Origin of the sequence: Microbacterium sp. LBN7 (assembly GCF_045690345.1) — a bacterium.
Classification (GTDB): Bacteria; Actinomycetota; Actinomycetes; order Actinomycetales; family Microbacteriaceae; genus Microbacterium.
On record NZ_CP147856.1, the window covers coordinates 2,927,662 to 2,946,609 of the forward strand.

An 18,948-nucleotide genomic window follows, 5' to 3' on the forward strand; every position below is an offset into this window, starting at 1 on the left:
TGAGGCCATGGTGACGCACACGACGAACTATCGCGAGACCTTCATCGAGGTCGCAGAGGACTGCCCCACCGACCACGCGGAGGAGCCGCCGCTGGCGGATTCGCCGTCGATCGCCGCCCTGCATCATCGCCTGATCGTGGAACAGCCCTACAGCCGCACCTCCGACGACGTGATCTTCGAGACGCATGCACTCCGGCGGGGCATCGCCGTCGACGACACCGCGGCACGCGAGGAGTTCTTCTCGAAGGGGCAGCCGTGTCTGCGCTCCTCGCCCCTCGGCAAGCGCTACGGCTGGGGCATCCATCATGACGCCGAAGGCCGCGTGGCGCTCGTGCCGCGCGAATCCGAGCAATACGAGCTGCTCGCCGCCGACCCCGCGCTCGCCCACACGAAGGCGATGAGATCGAGACGTGTGTGAGACCTGCCGTCAGAGCCGTGCCGGTGCCGCGGCCCACGCGGTCGCGAACGCGGCCCAGATGATCGGCGAGCGACGAGGGTCGCCGGTCGAGGTCCAGAGTTCCCGCCGCTCTCGCTGCCAGGCTCCGAGCGCACTGATCGGGTCGTCCTGCTCGTGCGCCGCGTTCACGGCGACGATCGCCTCGGTCAGCATCCCCTCGGCGCGATCGCCGAGTCCCGGCACGAGACGGCGCAGCCCCGCCTCCGTGGGCAGCGTCCATCGCGTGGCGGTCACATACTCCGCGCCGCGGTGCAGGAAGGCGGCCACGAGTCCGGTCGGCTCGGCGAAGCGCAGGTCCGTGCCGGAGTCGCACGCGATCAGGGCCACCCGGTTCGGTGCGCGGAGGGGTGCGAGACCTGCTCCGCCCAGCGCGATCTCGGCGGCGGAGTACGGCCGATGCGCTCCGATGAGCGGGGTGGTGCCCGGGGCATCTGCGCCGTCCGACAGATGCAGCCGCGCGTCCAGGGCGTGCGTCGACGCGGTGACGTGCCCGACATAGAGGAGTCTCCCCGCATCGACCACCGCATCCGCGAGGGCGAGACGACCGATGTCCGCCCGGCGGAACGCCTCGCCGAACGGCACCCGTCGGGGTCCTAGGTCGGTGATCGCCCTCGCCAGCGGCGACCCCTCGGACACGGGACCCAGCACGCTCCCCAGCTCTCCGGTCGCGGAGAACCCGGGCACCACGGGGTCCAGCACCGCAGCCACGGGCGACGAGGGGGACCACGGCGATATCGTGCGCGCGGGATCATTGCGCAGCGTCGCCGGCAGCAGCACCGAGACATCGGCCAGGTCGATGCCGCGTTCGTCGCCCGAGATGCCCATCAGCTCCCACGGCACCTGCGCGGTCGACGGCGACAGCTGCACCCGCAGGAGCGGTCGGAGCCCGGCCTGTGCGAGCGTGTTCAGCTCGGCGCTCAGCCACGACGGGACCAGCACAGAGGCGAGCTGGGCCGCGAGGGACTGCTCGCGCTCGGGATCGAGCAGCGCACCATCCGTGAGTGCGCGCTGCAGCGCCTGAAGCCCGCTCTCGCCCGGCAGAGGGGAGGGAAGCGCCTGCGCGAGCTCGTCCATGACCGGTGCGACGTGCGCGCGCGGGATGATCGTCATGCGCGGCGAGCTGCGCTGGTGCTCCCACACCCAACTCACGAGCAGGTCGTCGGCGTCGATGTAGCGCAGCCGGGCGGTCGGACGGACGCCGGGCGGCAGGTCGGTCAGCACGGCGTCGCCGTCGGTCCGGGTCATCGGCAGCGGGGCGCCCAGCTGCGGGATGTCGCGCCAGTTGCCCCCGCTCACCACGTCGCCACCACCGTCGTCGATCGCAGGGTCATGCCGTACTCGGCCTCTGCCGTGTCGATCCAGGCAGCGAGCACGGGGGCTGCCCCCGGCATCGCGACGACGCGCGGCGGTGGCGCGAACCGGACGGATGCCGTCGCCGACGCACCGCCCGCCAGCCCGCCTGCCAGCCCGGCGGCCGCGGCGGGCAGCTGGTCGAGGTCGTCGGAAGGCCGCGCGTCGGAAGGCGCGTCGGGTTCAGACGGGGGCTCAGAAATCCGGAAGGGCAGCAGCGCGCCGGCGGAGGGCGCGGTGTCGGCGGTCTCTGCGACCGCCTGCAGCGTGACGGCGGCGGCCGCGTTCTCCACGAGCTCGAACAGCAGCGCGGCGTCTCCGAGCGTCCGCGCCAGCCGGAACGCCAGCTCGCGCGCGGGCGCCGCGACCTGCAGGCTCCAGCGCTCGCGCGTGCCCCCGGGCGCGAAGCCGTCGCGGAGCGCTTCGGTGACGAGCAGCACGGGGACGGCCAGATCGCGCGCCTTCTCCAGGCGCAGCATCCGGGACCGCGAGGTGATCGACATGGCGGCCCATTCGGCGTGCATCTCGGCGCGGCGCAGGTTCACCCGCGCGCGCTCGCTCGCGGAACGGGTGAGGTCGAGGGCCGCCCGGTAGGCGTCGTCCGCCGCCGGGTACCGGTGCCGCGCCGACTCCGCGTCGCCCAGGAACGCCTGTGCCTCGAGTCGCTCGTGCACCGCGGCATCCTGCCCGAGGTCGTTCAGCAGGACGCGCAGGGTCTTGGCGGCGGCGCCCGCACGCCCGGCCTGCAGCTGCACGGCGGCGAGCCCCGTGCGGCTGGCGGCGAGCCGCGTCTTCAGGCCGATACGCCCGGCGAGCTCGGCCGCCTTCCGGAATCCGTCCTCCGCCTCGCGGTGCCTGCCCGCCTGCATCGCCTCCCGCGCGAGGTTCTCGATCGCGAGCTGTCGGCCGGTGGCATCACCGCCGAGCTCCTGGGCGTGCTGCGCGAGCTGCAGATACTCGCGCGCGGCGGCATCGTCGCCGGTGCGCTGGGCGATCACGCCGAGGTTGGCGTACGCGTGTCCGGAGAGCTCGGGGCCGACCGTCACGGCGATGGCCAGGCCGCGCTTCGCCTCGTCCTCGGCCTCCTGCAGGCGGCCGGTCATGATCAGCGCCGCGGTGCGGGCGTTGTGCACCGCGAAGGCGAGCAGGTCGTGCTGGTCGACCTCGTCGTCGGCAGGGTCGTCGAGCCGGGCCTCGGCATCGGCGATGCCGTCGAGCGCCTCGTCGAGGCGATCCATGAGCGTCAGGGTCTGTGCGCGCGACAGCATCCCGTTGATCTGCACCGTGCGGGTCGCACGCTCGTCGCCGATGAGGGCGATGGCCTGCGCGGCCGCGTCGAGCCCCTCGTCGGTGAGGCGGAGGGCGCCGTCGAGGTCCCCGCCGAACTCGTGGGCCGAGGCCAGATTCAACAGTGCTCGCGCGCGGAGATCGAGCCCCTCGCCGTCGATGTCGTCCACCCGTGTGAGCGCCACCGCCTCGCGCAGCTTCGCGGCCCCTTCGTCGACGCGCCCCTCGTGCAGCAGCATCGCGGCCGCGTTGTTGATGTCGCGCCCGCTCTTCCAGCGGGCCGTCGCCGGAATGCGTCCGCGGATCGCGCTCGGTGGCCGGGCCTCCTCGTCGCTCACCGGCTCGCCCCTGCGCTGCGCTCCGCGAGCGACGCGCTCGGAGACTCGAGGCGATCGGCGGCGAACCGGATCACGCGGTCGCGAGCCTCGGCGGTCTCCGGCGCTCCCGGCGACGGCGCCAGCACCGGATCGTGGACCCAGAGGGTGCGTTCGCCGGCGGGGAGGAAGGCGACGGATGCCGGCACATCGGTCTCGCCGGAGAACCGGTCGCCGACGCGTTCGAGAGCGAGATCGACCGCGGAATCCGACGGTCCGAACCGCGCCGCGAGCGTCGATGCCGCGACATCGGCGTCGACCGCCGGGACCTCGACGCGCAGCGTCATGCGTCCGTCGTGCTGCCGCAGCCACCAGCGCGCCTCGCCCTCGGCGTCGACGGACTGGGCGGGGACGTCGGCCCAGCGCACGGCATCCGCACCCGTCGCGAGCTCGATCCCGGCCGAGGCGGGCCCTGCACCACCCGCCGCGAGCGCCCATTCCTCCCGGGCGGTCGTGACGGGCAGGAGGGCGATGCCGTGGTCGTCGGCCAGTTCGGCGAGTTCCGCCGATACGGCCGCGCCGTCGGGAGCGAGGGCGAGTGGGAGCGCCGCGAGCCGGGAGGCGGCATCGGCCGCATCTCGCAGGGCGTGCTCGACGGCATCCTCGTCGTCGAGAAGATGCGAGACGAGGTGGCTCGTCAGCGCGATCTCCGCCGCGAGCAGTGCGGGGTCGAGGGCGGGGATCCGTGCGCCCGCCGGCCACCACGAGCGCGCCCATGCCAGGTGCCCGAGCCGGAGCACGGCCTCGACGATGCCGGGATCGGCGTCCGCGATCTCGACGGCCGCGTCCGATTCCGACGACGCGGCAGCGGCGACCGCCGGACCGTAGACGTCGGCGAGCCATCCGCTCGCCGCCGCGATGTCGTCGATGTCGGCATCCGGCCAGCTCGCCCCCGCGGTCGCGTCCCAGTGCAGCAGTGCGCCGGCGCCCTCGACGATCGCCGTCAGGAACGAGGGATCCTCTACCCCGGAGACTCCGGACGAGAGGTGCGCGACCCCGTCGCGCACCCGGATCAGCGTGCTCACGCCGCCTCCGATCCGATGGCCCCGACAGCTCCGCGGCCCATCGCGACCTTCAGCCGCTGACGCTGATCCATCACGACCGAGCGGAGCACGCCGTCGAGCAGATCCCACAGATCATCCGCCGCGATCGCCTGATCGCGCAGCTCCCGTCCGTGCAGGCGCACCCAGAGCCGCCGCAGATAGCCGCGGCGCACGTCGCGGACGTCGGCGACGACGGATGCCGGCACCCCGCTGAACTCGATCGGCAGCCGCAGCGCCCGCCGTACATAGGCCTCACGCCGCCAGCGCGCGGCGAGCCGGCGGTGCGCGGCGGTGAGATGCTGCGCATCGACCACCTCGGCCGCCTCGAGCGCACGACTCGCCTCGACGCCGAGCACCATCGCCACGCGGCTCTCCTCCTCGCCGAGCTCCCACGCGCGTGCCGACCGGAGGATCTCCTCTTCGACGAGTCCGCGGGCGTCGACGGCCAGCTCAGGGGCGGCACCGCCGGACAGGGCGGCGAACAGCCGCTCGAAGATCGACCGGTCGAACGGGAGCGGCAGATCGCGCTTCGAGGCCGTCCCGCCGAGAGAGGGCAGCAGCGGCGCGGGGTTCCGCGTCAGTCCCAGCGCCCGGGCCGCGCCGTCGCCGTCGAGCGCGGAGGCGGCCGCTGTCCCGGCATCCGCCTCGATCAGCGCGGCGAAGTCCGCGTCGGGTCCGTCGCCGGTGCAGGCGTCGAGAGCTCGCGCGATCGCGTCGCGCGCGACCGGGTGCGTCCCGGGAGTCGGACGCGATGCCCAGGCGTCGGCGAGCTCGGCGACCAGCCGCGGGGTCTCGTCCCCGTCGCGCAGCAACTGCCGCACCTGCGCGAGCAGCGAGTCGCCGGACGCCTGCGCGATCTCCGACACGACCTCGCGGGCCACGGCATCCGCATCATGACTCGGGGCCCCGGCGTTGCGGGCGAGTTCGTAGCACCGCTGGAAGTACTTCTCCTGCGGATTGCCCTCGGTGATGCGCAACCGCCGCCGTGCGGCCTTGAGCTCCAGGAACCAGGCGGACGCCGCCGCCAGCTCGACGCGCGCGGCGCGGATGCGGTCCCGGAGCTCGTCGGCGGCCTCGGCGGTCAGCGTGCCGCCCGCGAGACCGGGATTCTGCACGGGGCGGATCACCAGCGGGTCGAGGATGAGCTTCATCGTGCGCGCCAGCGGGCGCCCGGAGCCGTTGCTGAACGGGGCGACGCCGTCGCCCAGCTCCTGCCATGCCTGCGCGATCACCTGGGCCCGCGGATACAGCGCCACCACCGCATCGACGTCGGCGCTCACAGGTGTGAGCTCGGCAGGCGCACTCATGTCGCCAGCCTATAGAGAGAGGGTCCGCTCGGGCGCGCACGACGGAGAACCCGTGATCGGGAGATCCCGCGCGCCACGGCATCCTGGCGACATGAACACCAACGAGTCGCGAGGATATGTACTCAACGGCACCACGGTCCTGCCGCTGCAGTCGACGTCGCTGCCGACGCGAGGGCCGCGGGACCCGCGGAAGGTGCGCCGGCGCATCCGGCTGCGGTTCCTCGGCTTCTTCCTGGCGCCGGTCCTCGTCGGAGGCACGATCGCCCTGGTCGCCTGGATCTCCACGCCGCCGACCCGCGATGTCGAGATCCTGCCGGGGTCCGCCGTCCTCAGCATCGACGAGCAGGACGTGGCCGTCGTGGTCTACGCCGACTCCTCCCGTCCCGGCCTGTTCGAGTCGATCTTCCAGACGCGGGCGACGGCGATCCGGCTCTCCGACGGCGAGGCGCTGTGGGACCAGCGGCTGAACGAGGAGCTCGCGAGCGAGGCGGTCGCCCTGGCCGGCGACTCGTCGCGGGTCTACATCGGCACGGACGAGGGCCTCGTGATCCTCGACGCGGCGACGGGGGCGATCGAGGCGCAGGGCACCGGCATCTCCGGGCTCGGCGCCGACGCGGTGCTCTCCGCCTCGGCATACGGCTACGACGCGGAGGCGAACGCCGTGGTGGCGCTCACCGCTTCGGGGGGATTCGTGCAGATCCCGGTCGGCGTGCTGGATGCGCAGCCGGCGGATGCCGTGGTGGCGAGCCGCTGGCAGGGCACGCTGAGCGCTTCGGCGTTCCTGGACACCAGCGCGCTCACGCGCTTCGTCGACACGGCCATCGCCCCCGACGGCACGACCTTCGCGATCGAGCCGCTCTCCGCGGCGGTGGATCGCGACGCCCTGGTGATCACGTCGTCCGATGAGCAGCTCGTCCGCCGCACCGAACTGGTCGACGCGGAGATCCTCCCCGAGACGGGTGTGGAGCCGCGGCTCGGCGTGATGCTCGACACCGGCCAGTTCCTGGAGGGCGACTTCACCGGGGTCGATCCCGACGACATCGAGGCTCTCCTCGAGGCGGCGAGCCGACTGACCGGGGAGTCGATCCCGGCCCCTGCGGCATCCGGCACCGGGTTCGTGCTCGTGCAGCATCGGGAATCGGTGAACGCCGACAAGAGGCTGCTCAGCAGTGTGGACATCGCGACGGGACAGCTCGTCGACACGGTCGAGATGGGGGCGGATGCCGTGCGCGCGATCACCGGACCGTCGGGGACGACGGCGGTCCTCGCCGCCGCCCCCGACTCCTGGTACCCGAACACCCTCTTCGTGCTGCAGGAGGACGGCACGCTCCGACAGGTCGCCGTGGGAGTCGTGCCGTGGTGGGTGTCTCCGCTGAGCTAGACCTCGCTCAGCGTGCCGTCGGCCTGGATCTCGAGCGTGAGATCCAGGCCGAGCCGCGCCAGGAACGCATCGTCGTGGCTGACGACGAGCACGGCTCCGCGGTAGGCCCGCAGGGCCTCGACGAGCTGGTCGACCGTATCGATGTCGAGGTTGTTCGTCGGCTCGTCGAGCACCACGAGGTGCGGCGGCGGGTCCGAGAGCAGCAGCTTCGCCAGAGCGACCCGGAAGCGCTCGCCGCCGGAGAGCGCCGATACCGGGCGCTCGGCGGTCGCACCGCGGATGAGGAACCGGGCGAGCCGGTTCCGCAGCTCCTTCTCGGGCACCTGCGGGGCGGCAGCCGCGATGTTCTCGAACACCGAGCGGTCCGCGTCGAGGCCGTCGATCCGCTGCGGCAGGTAGCCGATGCGGTCGGTGAGGGCCTCGGCGACGAGGGGCGGCCGTTCCGTATTCAGCAAGAACGCGCTGGATTCGGTCGGGATCGCCGAATCCGGGCCGTCGTCGCGAGTTCTTGCTGAATCGTGAACGCCGACTTGCGGTGCACCGGCGACCAGACGTTCGAGCAGGGTCGTCTTGCCGGCCCCGTTCCGCCCGATCAGGGCGACGCGCTCGGGGCCCTGGAGCACCCACGCCCGCTCCTCGTCGCCGAGCATCGCGATGCGCCGCGACCGGGAGACCTGCGGATCCGGCAGCTCGATCTTCATCGACGCGTCCGAGCGCACCCGGCGCCCGGCCTCGTCGAGGGTCGCGCGCGCAGCCTCCTCCTTCGCTCCGACTTCGGCGCGGAGCTTGCCCGCCGACACCTCGGCCGCCATCTTGCGGCCGTGCGCGATGATCTTCGGGACGCGCTTCTCGATCTCGGCCTTCTTCGCCGTGCGGGTGCGGTGCGAGAGCTTCACCTCGGCCTCGATGCGCTGGCGCTTCTCCTTGCGCAACGCCTGCGCGGCGGTGACCTCGGCCTGCTTGGCGGCATCCTGCTCGGCATCCAGCCAGGCACGCCATTCGGAGTACGGGCCTCCGAAGACGCTCAGGCTCTGCGCGTACAGCTCGGCGGTGTCGTCCATGAGCTCGAGCAGCGACAGATCGTGACTGACCACGATGAGCGTGCCCTTCCAGGCCTGCACCATCGCGCCCAGCTTCGCCCTGGCGTCGCGGTCGAGATTGTTGGTCGGCTCGTCGAGGAGCGTGATCGGCGCACGACGCAGGCGGATGCCGGCGATCGCGACCAGCACGGCCTCGCCGCCCGAGAGCTCGCCGACCCGGCGGTCGAGGAAGTCCGGGGCGAGGCCCGCCTCTGCGAGCGACGCCTGGGCGCGCGCCTCGATGTCCCAGTCGTCGCCGACCGCGTCGAAGTGCGCCGGGTCGACGTCACCGGTGCTGATCGCGCGCACCGCGTCGAGCGCCTCGGACACGCCGAGGAGCTCGGCGACGCGGCGATCGACGTCGAGCGTCAGCTGCTGCGGAAGGTACGCGACATCGCCGGATGCCGTGACGACGCCCGATGTCGGTTCGAGTTCGCCGGCCATCAGGCGCAGCAGCGTGGACTTCCCGGCGCCGTTGCGGCCGACGAGACCGGTGCGCCCGGAGCCGAAGGCGCCCGAGAGTCCGTCGAGAGCGTGCGAGCCGTCCGGCCAGGTGAAGGTGAGTCGGTCGAGAGTGACCGACGCATGAAGGGTGGGTTGTGACATGGGATGTCTCCTGTCGAGTGCGAGGGTGCACTGACGCCGGACCTCGGTCACGAGCCGCGAGCGGTCGGAGCAGAGGCGGAAGTTCCTGGAGAGGCGGAAGGGTCCCGGAACGGGAATGTCCCGGAGCGGGACTGTTCCTGAAGGGGATGGTCCCTGAGCGGGATGGGTCCCTGAGCCTGTCGAAGGGTCGTCGGGTCAGCGCGCGGAAAGAGGGGCGCGGAGGCGACGGATCAGATCAAAGGACTTCCAGACACGGCGGACAGGACGCATCGACGATACCCGGGCGTGTCGCGACGCGCAACCCCGGGCGTGTCGCAGGTCAGGACGCGACGATCCCGTCGATCCACTTGGTGAGGAACAGACGCACGTCGGCGAGCTCCTCCTCGGAGATGCTGTGCGTCAGCCCCGTGTAGACGCGGCCGGAGAGCTCGGAGTGGTCGGGCAGCCACTGGGCGGTGTGGTCGATCAGGGCGGGAGGGATGACGTCGTCGTTCGTTCCGCGGCCCCAGAAGACGGCGGGGCGCAGCTCCCGGAGCTCCTCATCGCGGGGGAGTGGCCCGGGCGACGCGTAGCCGCTCAGCGCCACGATCGCGCCGAAGCGCTCCGGCGCGAGGCGGAGGGTCTGCAGCGCGACCGCAGCCCCCTGCGAGAAGCCGAGCAGTGCGACCGAGGGGGCGTCGCCCACCGCGCCCTCGAGCCAGCGCAGGAACGCTTCGGCCGCGGATGTCACCGCGTCGGGGCTCCGGCCGTCGAGTCCTTCGATCGGATACCACGAGCGGCCGGGCATCGGCCACGGCGGTGCGAGGGGAGCCGCGACGGATGCCACGGCGATGCCGTCGGGCAGGTAGGGGACGAGGCCGAACAGGTCGTGCTCGTCGGCGCCGTAGCCGTGCAGGAGCACGAGCAGCGGCATCCGTCCTCGTTCTTCGGACGACCATCTCGTCGCGGCGTCGTCGATCGTCAGGTTCTCGCTCACACCGACATCCTGCCAGCGGCATCCGACGCGCCCCACCTCGCACGGTCAGGCGCGGCTGGTAGAAAGGACACATGTCCGTCCGCACACCTGATCCCGACCCGGAACCCGAAGACGACGGTCTCGGCGCCTTCCGCGATGCGAATCCGTCGGCACCCGGCTCGAATCCCGGGTGGCTGAGCGACATCGAGCTCGAAGAGGCGCGTCGGCATCTGCCGATGCTCTACGTCGAGGCGATCCCGGTGCGCACCGACGGGTCCGGGCAGGTGACCGAGATCGGCATACTGCTGCGTTCGACGCCGATGGGCGAGATGACCCGCACGATCGTGTCCGGTCGAGTGCGCTTCGGCGAGACGATCCGCGACGCGCTCTTCCGTCACGTCGAGAACGACCTCGGCCCGATGGCGTTCCCGCTGCTCCCGCCGCAGCCGCTGCCGTTCACGGTGGCGGAGTACTTCCCCATCCCGGGTGTGAGCGCGTACCACGACGACCGTCAGCACGCGGTGTCGCTGGCGTTCGTCGTGCCGGTCACGGGCACCTGCGAGCCGCGTCAGGACGCGCTCGAGGTGACCTGGTTCCCGCCGGAGGCCGCGGCATCCGACGCGGTCGCCGCCGAGATGGAGGGCGGCCGCGGCACGCTCATCCGCCTGGCTCTCGCGAACCTCGGGCTGCTGCGCTGACGGGTCTCGACGGGCCTCGCCCGCTCAGGCGCTGGTGAGGCGCGACAGCTCCGCGACGAAGGCGTCGACGTCGGACTCCTCGGTGTCGAAGCTGCACATCCAGCGCACCTCGTTGCGCGCGGCATCCCAGTCGTAGAAGCGGAAGGACTCGCGCAGGCTGTCGGCGACGCCGTCGGGGAGCGTCGCGAAGACGCCGTTCGACTGGGTCGGCTGCGTGAACGAGACGCCGCGGATCGAGCCGTCGGCGATGCCCGCCTCGACGGATGCCCGGAGGCGCGCGGCCATCGCGTTGGAGTGCCGGGCGTTGCGCAGCCACAGGTCGCCCTCGAGCAGCGCGATCAGCTGGGCCGAGACGAAGCGCATCTTCGAGGAGAGCTGCATGTTGAACTTGCGCGAGTAGATGAGACCGTCGGATGCCGCGGGGTTCAGCACGACGACGGCTTCGCCGAGCATCGCGCCGTTCTTCGTGCCGCCGAAGCTGAGCACGTCGACGCCGGCGTCGCGCGTGAAGGCGCGCAGCGGCAGGTCGAGGGCAGCGGCGGCGTTCGACAGGCGCGCGCCGTCGAGGTGCAGCTTCATGCCGCGCTCGTGGGCATGGTCCGCGATCGCGCGGATCTCGTCGGCCGTGTACAGGGTGCCGAGTTCGGTGGACTGCGTGATCGAGACCACCAGCGGCTGCGCGCGGTGCTCGTCGCCCCAGCCCCAGGCCTCGCGGTCGATGAGCTCGGGGGTGAGCTTGCCGTCGTCGGTCGGGACGGTGAGCAGCTTGAATCCGCCGATCTTCTCGGGGGCACCGCCCTCGTCGACGTTGATGTGCGCGGTGGAGGCCGCGATCACCGCACCCCAGCGCGGGAGCATCGACTGCAGGCCCGTGACGTTCGCGCCGGTGCCGTTGAACACCGGGAACGCCTGCACGCCCTCGCCGAACTGCGCCTGGAAGACCTCCTGCAGGCGCACGGTGTACGCGTCCTCGCCGTAGGCGACCTGGTGGCCCCCGTTCGCCGCGGCGATCGCCGCGAGGACCTCGGGGTGGATGCCGGAGTAGTTGTCACTGGCGAATCCCCGGATCGCGGGGTCATGCGTAAGGCTCACCGCACAAGCCTATGTCCCGGATGACGGGGGCGGGCACCGCGGAGGGGTTCCGGATGTCCGAGGCTCGTCCTACCCTCGGAGACATGGAGCGCACCGCAGCGAAGACCGCATTCGCCAACGTCCTCGTCAACACGCTCATCGCGAACGTGACGACGAGCTTCCTGTGGTTCGCGCTCACGTTCTGGGTGTACATCGAGACGCAGTCCGTGCTGGCGACCGGCATCATCGGCGGCGCCTACATGCTCTTCATCGCGTTCTTCGCGATGCTGTTCGGCACGATCGTCGATCGGCACCGCAAGCACACGGTCATGCTGCTGTCGAGCGTGATCTCGGCCGTGGCGTTCCTCATCGCCGGCGTGCTCTACGTCTGGCAGGGCGAGGCGCCGCTCCTCGACCTCGGCGGCCCCTGGTTCTGGCTGTTCTCGGGAATCATCCTGTTCGGCGGGGTGATCGAGCAGCTGCGCAACATCGCGCTGTCCACCACGGTCACCCTCCTCGTGCCGGAGGAGAAGCGCGCGAACGCCAACGGACTCGTCGGCACCGTGCAGGGCATCGCGTTCCTGGTGACGAGCGTGTTCTCCGGACTCTCGATCGGGTTCCTCGGCATGGGATGGACGCTCGCGATCGCGATCGGGGCGATGGCCGTCACGTTCGCCCACCTGCTGTTCATCCGCATCCCCGAGGGCACGCCGGAACCCGATCCGAACGGCAAGAGCGCGCTGGACTTCCGTGGCAGCGTGCAGGCGATCCGGCTCGCGCCCGGGCTGTTCGCCCTGATCATCTTCTCCACGTTCAACAACCTCATCGGCGGCGTCTACATGGCGCTGATGGACCCGTACGGGCTCACGCTGTTCGACGCGCAGACCTGGGGCTTCGCTCTGGCGTTCGCCTCGACCGGGTTCCTGATCGGCGGCGGCCTGGTGGCGAAGTTCGGCCTCGGGCGCAAACCCGTGCGCACGATGCTGCTCGTCGTCATCGCGATGGGCCTGCTCGGCTCGGTCTTCATGCTGCGCGAGTGGTGGCCGCTGTACGTGATCGGCATGTGGGTCTACATGGCCCTGGTCCCGCCGGTCGAGGCCGCGGAGCAGACCGTGATCCAGAAGGTCGTGCCTTTCGAGCGCCAGGGGAGGGTGTTCGGCGTGGCCGCGGCCATGGAGGCGGCGGCAGCCCCGATCACCGCGTTCCTCATCGCGCCGCTCGCGGAGTTTCTCATCATCCCGTACATGGACAGCTCCGCGGGGCAGCGGCAGTGGGGCTGGCTGCTCGGCGAGGGCGAGGCGCGCGGCATCGCGCTGATCTGCCTGTTCGCGGGCCTCGTGATGGTCGTCGCCGCCACGCTGGCCTTCTTCACGCGCTCGTATCGCCACCTCACGGAGCTGTACGCGACCGCGCCGGATCCGATGCCCGAAGACGAGGATGGGCAGGGCACGAGCACTCCGGAAGCCGCGGCGGGCGATGCAGGTGATGAGCGAGAGCTGCCCGAGCAGCGAGGTGTCGATGCGCCTGCACCGGTGCGCGGGTCGCCTCCGGAACTGCCCGAGCGGTCGATCTGACGGCGCTGCTGCACCGCCGCCCACCGCGAGCTCAGGCCAGGTCGACGATCCGGTCGTTGAGCTCAGCGGCATCCGAGTCCCACAGCGCGACGATCGCCGGCGCGAGCGCGGCCGGATCGAGAGCCTTCGCGCGGAAGACGACGGATGCTGCGCGCAGCGGCTCATCGGCATCCCGAGCGGCCTTCGCGTACCCCTGCGCGACCGCGCGGGTCCACGCCTCGCTCGCGGCCTTCACCGCCGCGTAGTTCGCTCCTCCGGCAAGCGGCCGGGCGACCGCCGTCGATGAGACGATCGCGAATCGTCCGGCATCCGATGCGCGCAGGGCGGCGTCGAAGGCGCGGCTCGTCGCACGCACCGCCTCGAGTGCGGGCAGCAGGGCACGGAAGTCGTCGTCGGACTGCCCGGCGAGCCCGCCGCCGCCGCGCCAGCCCCCGACGAGCGAGATCACGCCGTCGACAGAGCCGAGGCGCGCAGCGAGAGCGGTCATGTCGTCGAGCGATGTCGCGTCGGCGACCTCGACCTCGGCACCGGCATCCTTCAGCGGCTGAAGTCGCTCGACCGAGCGGCCCGTGGCGACGACGCGCGCGCCGGCGTCGACCAGAGCCCGTGCGAGGGCGAGGCCGGAGGCGCTGGTCGCGCCAGCGAGGACGATGGTGCGGTCGATGACGGTCATGTTCTCAACTTTCGCGGATGAGGCGAACTTCTGCGGCCGATCCGGCCCGGAATGGCCGCAGAAGTTCGGAATGGCCGCAGAAGTCGGCGGCGGATCAGTCGTCGGTGCCGCGGATGCCGACCGTCGACTCGATCACGGGCTTCATCTTCTTGTCGAGGGCCTCGAAGAACATCGACAGCGGGAACTCGTCGTCCAGCACGGCGTCGGTGTAGCCCTTCGGGGCTCCGGAGAGGATCTCGTCCGAGAGCCCGCGGGCCCAGTTCGACGCCGGGTGCGGCGTGAGCACGCTACGGACCAGGTCGTAGGCCGCGAGCCAGTGCGCGGTCTTCGGACGGTCGATCGAGCGCCAGTAGAGCTCGTCGATCGCGTCGCCCAGACCGACGACCGCATCGGGGACAGCGTCCCAGTCGAACGCGAGGGCCGTGTCGGTCCAGTGCAGCACGCCGCGCTGGTGCAGCCAGGCGAACAGCAGCTGTCCGCCGAGGCCGTCGTAGTTGCGCACGCGCGAGCCCGTGATCGCGAACCGGAAGATGCGGTCGAAGATCACGGCGTACTGCACGAGACCGGCCTGATCCAGCGTCTCGCGCTCGATCGCGGTGAGGTCCTCGCCGGCCGATGCGCGGGCGGCGAGCGACCGCTCGATCTTCACCGACTCGCGGAACGCGGTCAGGTCGCACCGCAGCTCCTCGAGCGAGTAGAGGAAGAACGGCATCCGCTGCTTGATCATGAACGGGTCGAACGGCAGGTCGCCGCGCATGTGCGTGCGGTCGTGGATGATGTCCCACATCACGAACGCGCGCTCGGTCAGCGCCTGGTCGTCGAGCATCGCGGCGGCGCGCTCCGGCAGGTCGAGCTTCGTGATCTCGGCGGCGGCACGGGTCACGCGCCGGTAGCGCGCGGCCTCGCGGTCCTGGAAGATCGCACCCCAGGTGAAGGACGGGATCTCGCGCATCGCGACGGTCTCGGGGAAGAGCACGGCCGAGTTCGTGTCGTAGCCGGGGGTGAAGTCCACGAGGCGCAGCGAGGCGAACAGCTTGTTGCCGTAGTCGCCGGCTTCGAGGTCGGCGATGAACTCCGGCCAGATGGTCTCGACGATGAGCGCCTCGACGAGACGGTCGCTCGAACCGTTCTGCGTGTACATCGGGAAGACCACGAGGTGGCGGATGCCGTCGACGCGGTGCTGCTGCGGCTGGAAGGCCACGAGCGAGTCGAGGAAGTCCGGCACTCCGAAGCCCTCCGACGCCCAGCGGTCGAAGTCGACGATCGAGGCGGCCAGGTAGTCGGCGTCGTGGGGGAACACGGGAGCCAGAGCGCGGATGCCGGCGGTGATGGCCGCGACGAGCTCGGTGGCCTTCCCGTGGACGGCCGAGTCGGTCGATGCCTCCGGGATCGAACCGTCCTTGACCTGCAGCTCGCGGATCGCGATCGCGGCATCCTTCAACTGCGCCCAGGCGGCGGAGTCCTCGACGCCCTTCGATGCAGAGTGCGCCTGCACTGAGCCTGTCGAAGTGTCCTCGACGACCTCGGGTTCGCCGACGATGGCCTGTGCAGCGGAGCTGTTGGCGGAAATGATGGACATCGGGACCTCCGATCCTGAGGAATGCCGGAAACTTTCCGGCCATAACGGAATACTGACGATAATCTTACATCCATGGATGATTCTGTCGACCGCGCGATCGTCGCGGAGATCGCCCGCGACGGCCGGGCCACGCTGTCCCAGCTGTCCGAGGCGATCGGTCTCTCGGTCTCTGCCGTGCAGTCGCGACTGCGTCGCCTCGAGACGCGCGGCGTGATCTCCGGCTACCGTGCCATCCTCGATCCTGAACTGGTGGGCACGCCGCTGTCCGCGTTCATCGAGATCACGCCCCTCGACCCGGCGCAGCCCGACAACGCCCCCGAACTGCTCGAGCACCTCGACGCGATCGAGGCATGCCACTCGATCGCGGGCGATGCGAGCTACATGCTGTTCGTGCGCGTCGCCTCGCCGCGCGCGCTCGAGGAACTGGTGCGCGACGTGCGCACGGCGGCGAACGTCAGCACCCGGACCACGGTCGTCCTGCAGACGTACTACGAGCACCGGCCGATCATCCCGCTCGCCACCGAGGCGTAGCCGCCCGGGAGACTTCCGCCCGCCTCAGAGCACCGCGCCGACCATGGCCTCGCCGAGGGGCGAGCGCAGATGCAGCATCCGCGCGCCGTCCCGCTCGCTGGCGATCAGCCCGGCCTCGCGGAGCACGGTGAGATGATGCGAGGCCGTCGACGCCGTGATCCCGGCCTCCCTGGCGACCTGCGACGTGGTGCGCGCGGTCCCCGCGCGGAGCAGGATGCCTGCCCTCGCGGGGCCGAGCAGAGCTCCCAGGGCATCCGCGATCTCGGTCGCGTCCCGGGCCCAGCCCGCGGTCACGCCGCGTGCCGGGTAGAACAGGGTCGGCTGCGCCGGCGGCTCGGTGAGCACCATGCACCCCCACGACGACAAGACCGACGGGACGAGCACGAGCCCGCTGCCGTGGCAGTCGACCTGCTCGCTGTGCCGACGGAGCGAGACCCGCACGGCGTCGGCGCCCCAGCTCACCTGCGGGTGGAGGGCTCCGGCCATGCGCGCGATGCCCGCCGTCGCGATCGTGCGGGATCGCACCGCGACGTCGGCGCGCAGCAGGCGCTCGAGCTGCGGCCACACCGGCGCGAGCGCGGCGTCCCACACCTCCGACCAGGCGTCGGCGATCATGCGCCTTGCGCGAGCGGGGTCGTCCTGCATCCCGCGCAGCGCCCGCTGCCGCGCGCCGGTCGAACGGAGCACCATCTTGCCGAAGTCCACGCGCATCCCCTCGAGCGGGGCATCGCGCAGAGCTGCGAGCTCGGCATCCGGGGTCATCTCCCAGTGCGGAGCTGCCGTGAGGAAGTCGGGCAGGTAGCCGTCGTCGCCGATCACCGTGACGAGCAGGCCGAAGGCGTCGCGCGGCAGGCGGTCGCGCACCACGCGGAGCCACCCCCACTGCAGCGGGTGCTGCTCGGGTCGCCGCAGCACCCGCACGGCGTGCGCCAGCTCGTGCCCTGGCGAGATCCCGAAGCGCACCGCCTGGATGTCTCCCGGGCTCAGGTGGAACTCGACCCGGTGATCCGGATGCTCGACGCCCTCGACCGGCACGCTGTTTCGATCCACATCGAAACTCTAGGGTGGGCTCCGATGGCTGTCGAGACTGGAGCCATGAACAGCACAGAACTCCTCCCCGAAGGAATCATCGCCGCTGCTGACATCCGTATCGGCACCGGTCGCAGCCGCCGGTTCGTCGGCGCCGAGCACGGCGCAGCCGTCTCGTACTTCTATGTCGAGAATCAGCCGGGCGAGGGCCCGGGCCTGCACTGGCATCCCTATCCTGAGACCTGGGTCGTGCTCGAGGGCACCGCTCGCATCACCGTCGGCGACGACACCTTCGTCGCGGGCGCCGGAGACACCGCCACCGGTCCCGCGTTCACACCGCACTGCTTCACGAACGTCGGGGACGGCGTCCTGAAGATCATCGGCATCCACGCATCCGCCACCATCATCCAGACGTTCCTCGACGAGGACTGAAACCAGGAGCCCCCATGTCCTTCCAGGCATACCTCGACAAGGTCGAGACCCAGACCGGCCTCACCCCGCGGCAGTTCATCGCTCTCGCGAAGGAGCAGGGCTTCGACGAGACCACCAAGTCCACCGTCGTCCTGAATTGGCTCAAAGAGGAGTACAGCCTCGGGCACGGACACGCGCAGGCGATGGTCCACGTGATCGTCAAGGGGCCGAAGATCAGCGACAAGCACGTCGGCAAGGGCGGCGCGCACGGAGACAAGTCCGACACGCTCTGGCTCGACGGCAAGGACAGCAACCCGAATCCCTGACGCTTCGACGGGCTCAGCGACCCCGCGGTGCTTCGACCCAGCGGTGCTTCGACCCAGCAGTGCTTCGACAGGCTCAGCGACCCAGCGAGTGGGTCCCTGAGCTGGTCGAAGGGCCCGCATCGGTGCGGCCAGTAGGATTCCCTGCGTGGCAGCATCCTCACAGCGCAAGAAGAAGAGCACGAGCGCGAAGCGCACCCCGGCCCGCACGAGCGGCAACCCGGCGAAGCGCAGCGGCAACCCCGCGAAGCGCCCGGTGATCGAAGCGGGCCCCGTCACGGCGTCCGACTGGATCGGCGCTGCGCGCCTGCGGACCCTGCCGCTCGCGGTGGCTCCCGTGGTCATCGGCACCGGAGCCGCGCGCAGCACCGGACCGGAGTTCCACTGGGTCATCGCGCTCGCCTGCCTCGCCGTCGCCGTGCTGCTGCAGATCGGCGTGAACTTCACGAACGACTACAGCGACGGCATCCGCGGCACCGATGCGCACCGGGTCGGACCCGCGCGTCTCACCGCTTCGGGCCGGGTGAAGCCGCGCACCGTACTCATCATCGGACTGATCTTCTTCGCCCTCGCCGCCGCCGTCGGCGTCGCGATCGTGGTGCGGACGGGACAGTGGTGGATGCTCGCCGTCGGCGCTGCCTGTATCGTCGCCGCCTGGTTCTACACCGGCGGCAAGCGCCCGTACGGGTACTACGGTCTCGGCGAGGTGTTCGTCTTCGTCTTCTTCGGGCTCGTCGCCACGCTCGGCACCACCTGGGTGCAGATCTTCGACCTGCCGCAGCAGGCGTGGCTCGGGGCGATCGCGGCCGGCCTTTTCGCGTGCGCGGTGCTGCTCGCCAACAACCTCCGCGACATCGATCAGGACCGCGAGGTCGGCAAGCGCACCCTGACGGTGCTGATCGGCCGTCGCGCGACCCAGGTGCTGTTCACGCTCTTCGTGCTCGCGCCGTTCGGAATCGCGGTGTTCCTCGCCCTGCTGTTCCCGATCGCCTGGATCGCGCTGCTCGCGCTGCTGGCGGGACTCCCGGCCATCCTGATCGTGTGGACCTATCGTCGGCCGCGCGAGCTGGTGGTCGCCCTCGCGCTCACCTCGCTCACCGCGCTGCTGTATGCGGGCGCGCTGTTCTGGGCGTTCGTCGGCTGACGACGGCATCCGCCACTCGCCGAACCGGGCCCCTGGGAAACGAACCCGCCCCTTGAGAGCGGATTCACGGGACCGG

At 71.1% G+C, this 18,948-nt stretch carries 18 protein-coding genes; 8 read left to right on the forward strand and 10 right to left on the reverse strand.

From position 1 onward, the window contains the following. Positions 1 to 7 precede the first annotated feature (7 nt). Complete coding sequence (locus tag LBN7_RS14120) at positions 8 to 418, forward strand: DUF6157 family protein (protein WP_407360009.1); 411 nt, start codon at positions 8 to 10, stop codon at positions 416 to 418. Positions 419 to 427: 9 nt separating this feature from the next. On the opposite strand, the gene LBN7_RS14125 is transcribed toward LBN7_RS14120, so the two are convergent. From LBN7_RS14125 to LBN7_RS14140, 4 genes are read right to left on the reverse strand one after another with little or no spacing between them, the layout of a single operon-like run. Next, positions 428 to 1,753: a CHAT domain-containing protein gene (locus tag LBN7_RS14125; protein WP_407360010.1), complete on the reverse strand. Its 1,326-nt coding sequence runs from the start codon at positions 1,751 to 1,753 to the stop codon at positions 428 to 430. Further along, on the reverse strand, positions 1,750 to 3,432 hold the full coding sequence (locus LBN7_RS14130) for a hypothetical protein (protein ID WP_407360011.1): 1,683 nt from the start codon (positions 3,430 to 3,432) through the stop codon (positions 1,750 to 1,752). The genes LBN7_RS14125 and LBN7_RS14130 overlap by 4 nt, the downstream gene beginning before the upstream one ends. After that, entirely contained in the window at positions 3,429 to 4,493 is a 1,065-nt protein-coding gene (locus tag LBN7_RS14135) for a hypothetical protein (RefSeq protein WP_407360012.1), read from the reverse strand. Before LBN7_RS14135 ends, LBN7_RS14130 begins: the two co-directional genes overlap by 4 nt. Further along, positions 4,490 to 5,818 carry a hypothetical protein gene (locus LBN7_RS14140; RefSeq protein WP_407360013.1) on the reverse strand — a complete coding sequence of 443 codons (1,329 nt, stop codon included), beginning with the start codon at positions 5,816 to 5,818 and terminating at the stop codon, positions 4,490 to 4,492. Before LBN7_RS14140 ends, LBN7_RS14135 begins: the two co-directional genes overlap by 4 nt. Before the next feature lie 91 nt (positions 5,819 to 5,909). Here LBN7_RS14140 and LBN7_RS14145 point away from each other — a divergent pair, with 91 nt between their 5' ends. Next, a complete protein-coding gene (locus tag LBN7_RS14145; protein WP_407360014.1) occupies positions 5,910 to 7,199 on the forward strand; it encodes a PA2928 family protein in 1,290 nt (429 codons plus the stop codon). On the opposite strand, the gene LBN7_RS14150 is transcribed toward LBN7_RS14145, so the two are convergent. After that, positions 7,196 to 8,884: an ABC-F family ATP-binding cassette domain-containing protein gene (locus tag LBN7_RS14150; protein ID WP_407360015.1), complete on the reverse strand. Its 1,689-nt coding sequence runs from the start codon at positions 8,882 to 8,884 to the stop codon at positions 7,196 to 7,198. The two genes, LBN7_RS14145 and LBN7_RS14150, sit on opposite strands and share 4 nt — an antisense overlap. Positions 8,885 to 9,203: 319 nt before the next feature. After that, positions 9,204 to 9,860 carry an alpha/beta hydrolase gene (locus LBN7_RS14155; protein ID WP_407360016.1) on the reverse strand — a complete coding sequence of 219 codons (657 nt, stop codon included), beginning with the start codon at positions 9,858 to 9,860 and terminating at the stop codon, positions 9,204 to 9,206. A 71-nt stretch (positions 9,861 to 9,931) separates the two neighbouring features. Between LBN7_RS14155 and LBN7_RS14160 the strand changes: the two genes are divergently transcribed. Beyond that, positions 9,932 to 10,537 carry a DUF4916 domain-containing protein gene (locus tag LBN7_RS14160; protein ID WP_341947703.1) on the forward strand — a complete coding sequence of 202 codons (606 nt, stop codon included), beginning with the start codon at positions 9,932 to 9,934 and terminating at the stop codon, positions 10,535 to 10,537. Positions 10,538 to 10,561: 24 nt separating this feature from the next. On the opposite strand, the gene LBN7_RS14165 is transcribed toward LBN7_RS14160, so the two are convergent. Continuing rightward, positions 10,562 to 11,629: a threonine aldolase family protein gene (locus tag LBN7_RS14165; RefSeq protein WP_407360017.1), complete on the reverse strand. Its 1,068-nt coding sequence runs from the start codon at positions 11,627 to 11,629 to the stop codon at positions 10,562 to 10,564. A gap of 83 nt (positions 11,630 to 11,712) precedes the next feature. Here LBN7_RS14165 and LBN7_RS14170 point away from each other — a divergent pair, with 83 nt between their 5' ends. Beyond that, positions 11,713 to 13,182 (forward strand): MFS transporter, encoded by a 1,470-nt coding sequence (locus tag LBN7_RS14170; RefSeq protein WP_407360018.1) that lies wholly within the window; start codon positions 11,713 to 11,715, stop codon positions 13,180 to 13,182. A 31-nt stretch (positions 13,183 to 13,213) separates the two neighbouring features. Here LBN7_RS14170 and LBN7_RS14175 read toward each other — a convergent pair whose 3' ends face one another. Both LBN7_RS14175 and LBN7_RS14180 read right to left on the reverse strand, forming a co-directional pair. Beyond that, on the reverse strand, positions 13,214 to 13,855 hold the full coding sequence (locus tag LBN7_RS14175) for an SDR family NAD(P)-dependent oxidoreductase (protein WP_407360019.1): 642 nt from the start codon (positions 13,853 to 13,855) through the stop codon (positions 13,214 to 13,216). A gap of 94 nt (positions 13,856 to 13,949) precedes the next feature. Further along, positions 13,950 to 15,434, reverse strand: coding sequence for a DUF6421 family protein (locus LBN7_RS14180; RefSeq protein ID WP_407360020.1), 1,485 nt, complete (start codon positions 15,432 to 15,434; stop codon positions 13,950 to 13,952). 72 nt (positions 15,435 to 15,506) lie between these two features. On the opposite strand from LBN7_RS14180, the gene LBN7_RS14185 reads away from it, so the two are divergent. Further along, the gene (locus tag LBN7_RS14185) at positions 15,507 to 15,965 is read left to right on the forward strand and encodes an Lrp/AsnC family transcriptional regulator (protein ID WP_116635623.1); all 459 of its coding nucleotides are present in this window, start codon (positions 15,507 to 15,509) and stop codon (positions 15,963 to 15,965) included. A 24-nt stretch (positions 15,966 to 15,989) separates the two neighbouring features. Here the strand turns inward: LBN7_RS14185 and LBN7_RS14190 are convergent, their stop codons facing one another. After that, a complete protein-coding gene (locus LBN7_RS14190) occupies positions 15,990 to 17,015 on the reverse strand; it encodes a DUF5937 family protein (RefSeq protein ID WP_407360021.1) in 1,026 nt (341 codons plus the stop codon). Between the two features lie 45 nt (positions 17,016 to 17,060). On the opposite strand from LBN7_RS14190, the gene LBN7_RS14195 reads away from it, so the two are divergent. The 3 genes from LBN7_RS14195 (at position 17,061) to LBN7_RS14205 (ending at position 18,872) form a co-directional block, all read left to right on the forward strand. Beyond that, positions 17,061 to 17,426 carry a cupin domain-containing protein gene (locus tag LBN7_RS14195; protein ID WP_116635625.1) on the forward strand — a complete coding sequence of 122 codons (366 nt, stop codon included), beginning with the start codon at positions 17,061 to 17,063 and terminating at the stop codon, positions 17,424 to 17,426. A gap of 14 nt (positions 17,427 to 17,440) precedes the next feature. Next, complete coding sequence (locus tag LBN7_RS14200; RefSeq protein ID WP_407360022.1) at positions 17,441 to 17,731, forward strand: DUF4287 domain-containing protein; 291 nt, start codon at positions 17,441 to 17,443, stop codon at positions 17,729 to 17,731. A 145-nt stretch (positions 17,732 to 17,876) separates the two neighbouring features. Then, a complete protein-coding gene (locus tag LBN7_RS14205) occupies positions 17,877 to 18,872 on the forward strand; it encodes a 1,4-dihydroxy-2-naphthoate polyprenyltransferase (protein WP_407360023.1) in 996 nt (331 codons plus the stop codon). The last annotated feature ends 76 nt before the right edge of the window (positions 18,873 to 18,948 follow it).

Excerpts from the sequence above, each read along its gene's own strand:
- LBN7_RS14180 (WP_407360020.1), bottom strand. The coding sequence starts at position 15,434 with ATGTCCATCATTTCCGCCAACAGCTCCGCTGCACAGGCCATCGTCGGC.
- LBN7_RS14170 (WP_407360018.1), top strand. The coding sequence starts at position 11,713 with ATGGAGCGCACCGCAGCGAAGACCGCATTCGCCAACGTCCTCGTCAAC.
- LBN7_RS14120 (WP_407360009.1), top strand. The coding sequence starts at position 8 with ATGGTGACGCACACGACGAACTATCGCGAGACCTTCATCGAGGTCGCA.
- LBN7_RS14185 (WP_116635623.1), top strand. The coding sequence starts at position 15,507 with ATGGATGATTCTGTCGACCGCGCGATCGTCGCGGAGATCGCCCGCGAC.
- LBN7_RS14195 (WP_116635625.1), top strand. The coding sequence starts at position 17,061 with ATGAACAGCACAGAACTCCTCCCCGAAGGAATCATCGCCGCTGCTGAC.
- LBN7_RS14140 (WP_407360013.1), bottom strand. The coding sequence starts at position 5,818 with ATGAGTGCGCCTGCCGAGCTCACACCTGTGAGCGCCGACGTCGATGCG.
- LBN7_RS14145 (WP_407360014.1), top strand. The coding sequence starts at position 5,910 with ATGAACACCAACGAGTCGCGAGGATATGTACTCAACGGCACCACGGTC.
- LBN7_RS14200 (WP_407360022.1), top strand. The coding sequence starts at position 17,441 with ATGTCCTTCCAGGCATACCTCGACAAGGTCGAGACCCAGACCGGCCTC.
- LBN7_RS14160 (WP_341947703.1), top strand. The coding sequence starts at position 9,932 with ATGTCCGTCCGCACACCTGATCCCGACCCGGAACCCGAAGACGACGGT.
- LBN7_RS14175 (WP_407360019.1), bottom strand. The coding sequence starts at position 13,855 with ATGACCGTCATCGACCGCACCATCGTCCTCGCTGGCGCGACCAGCGCC.
- LBN7_RS14150 (WP_407360015.1), bottom strand. The coding sequence starts at position 8,884 with ATGTCACAACCCACCCTTCATGCGTCGGTCACTCTCGACCGACTCACC.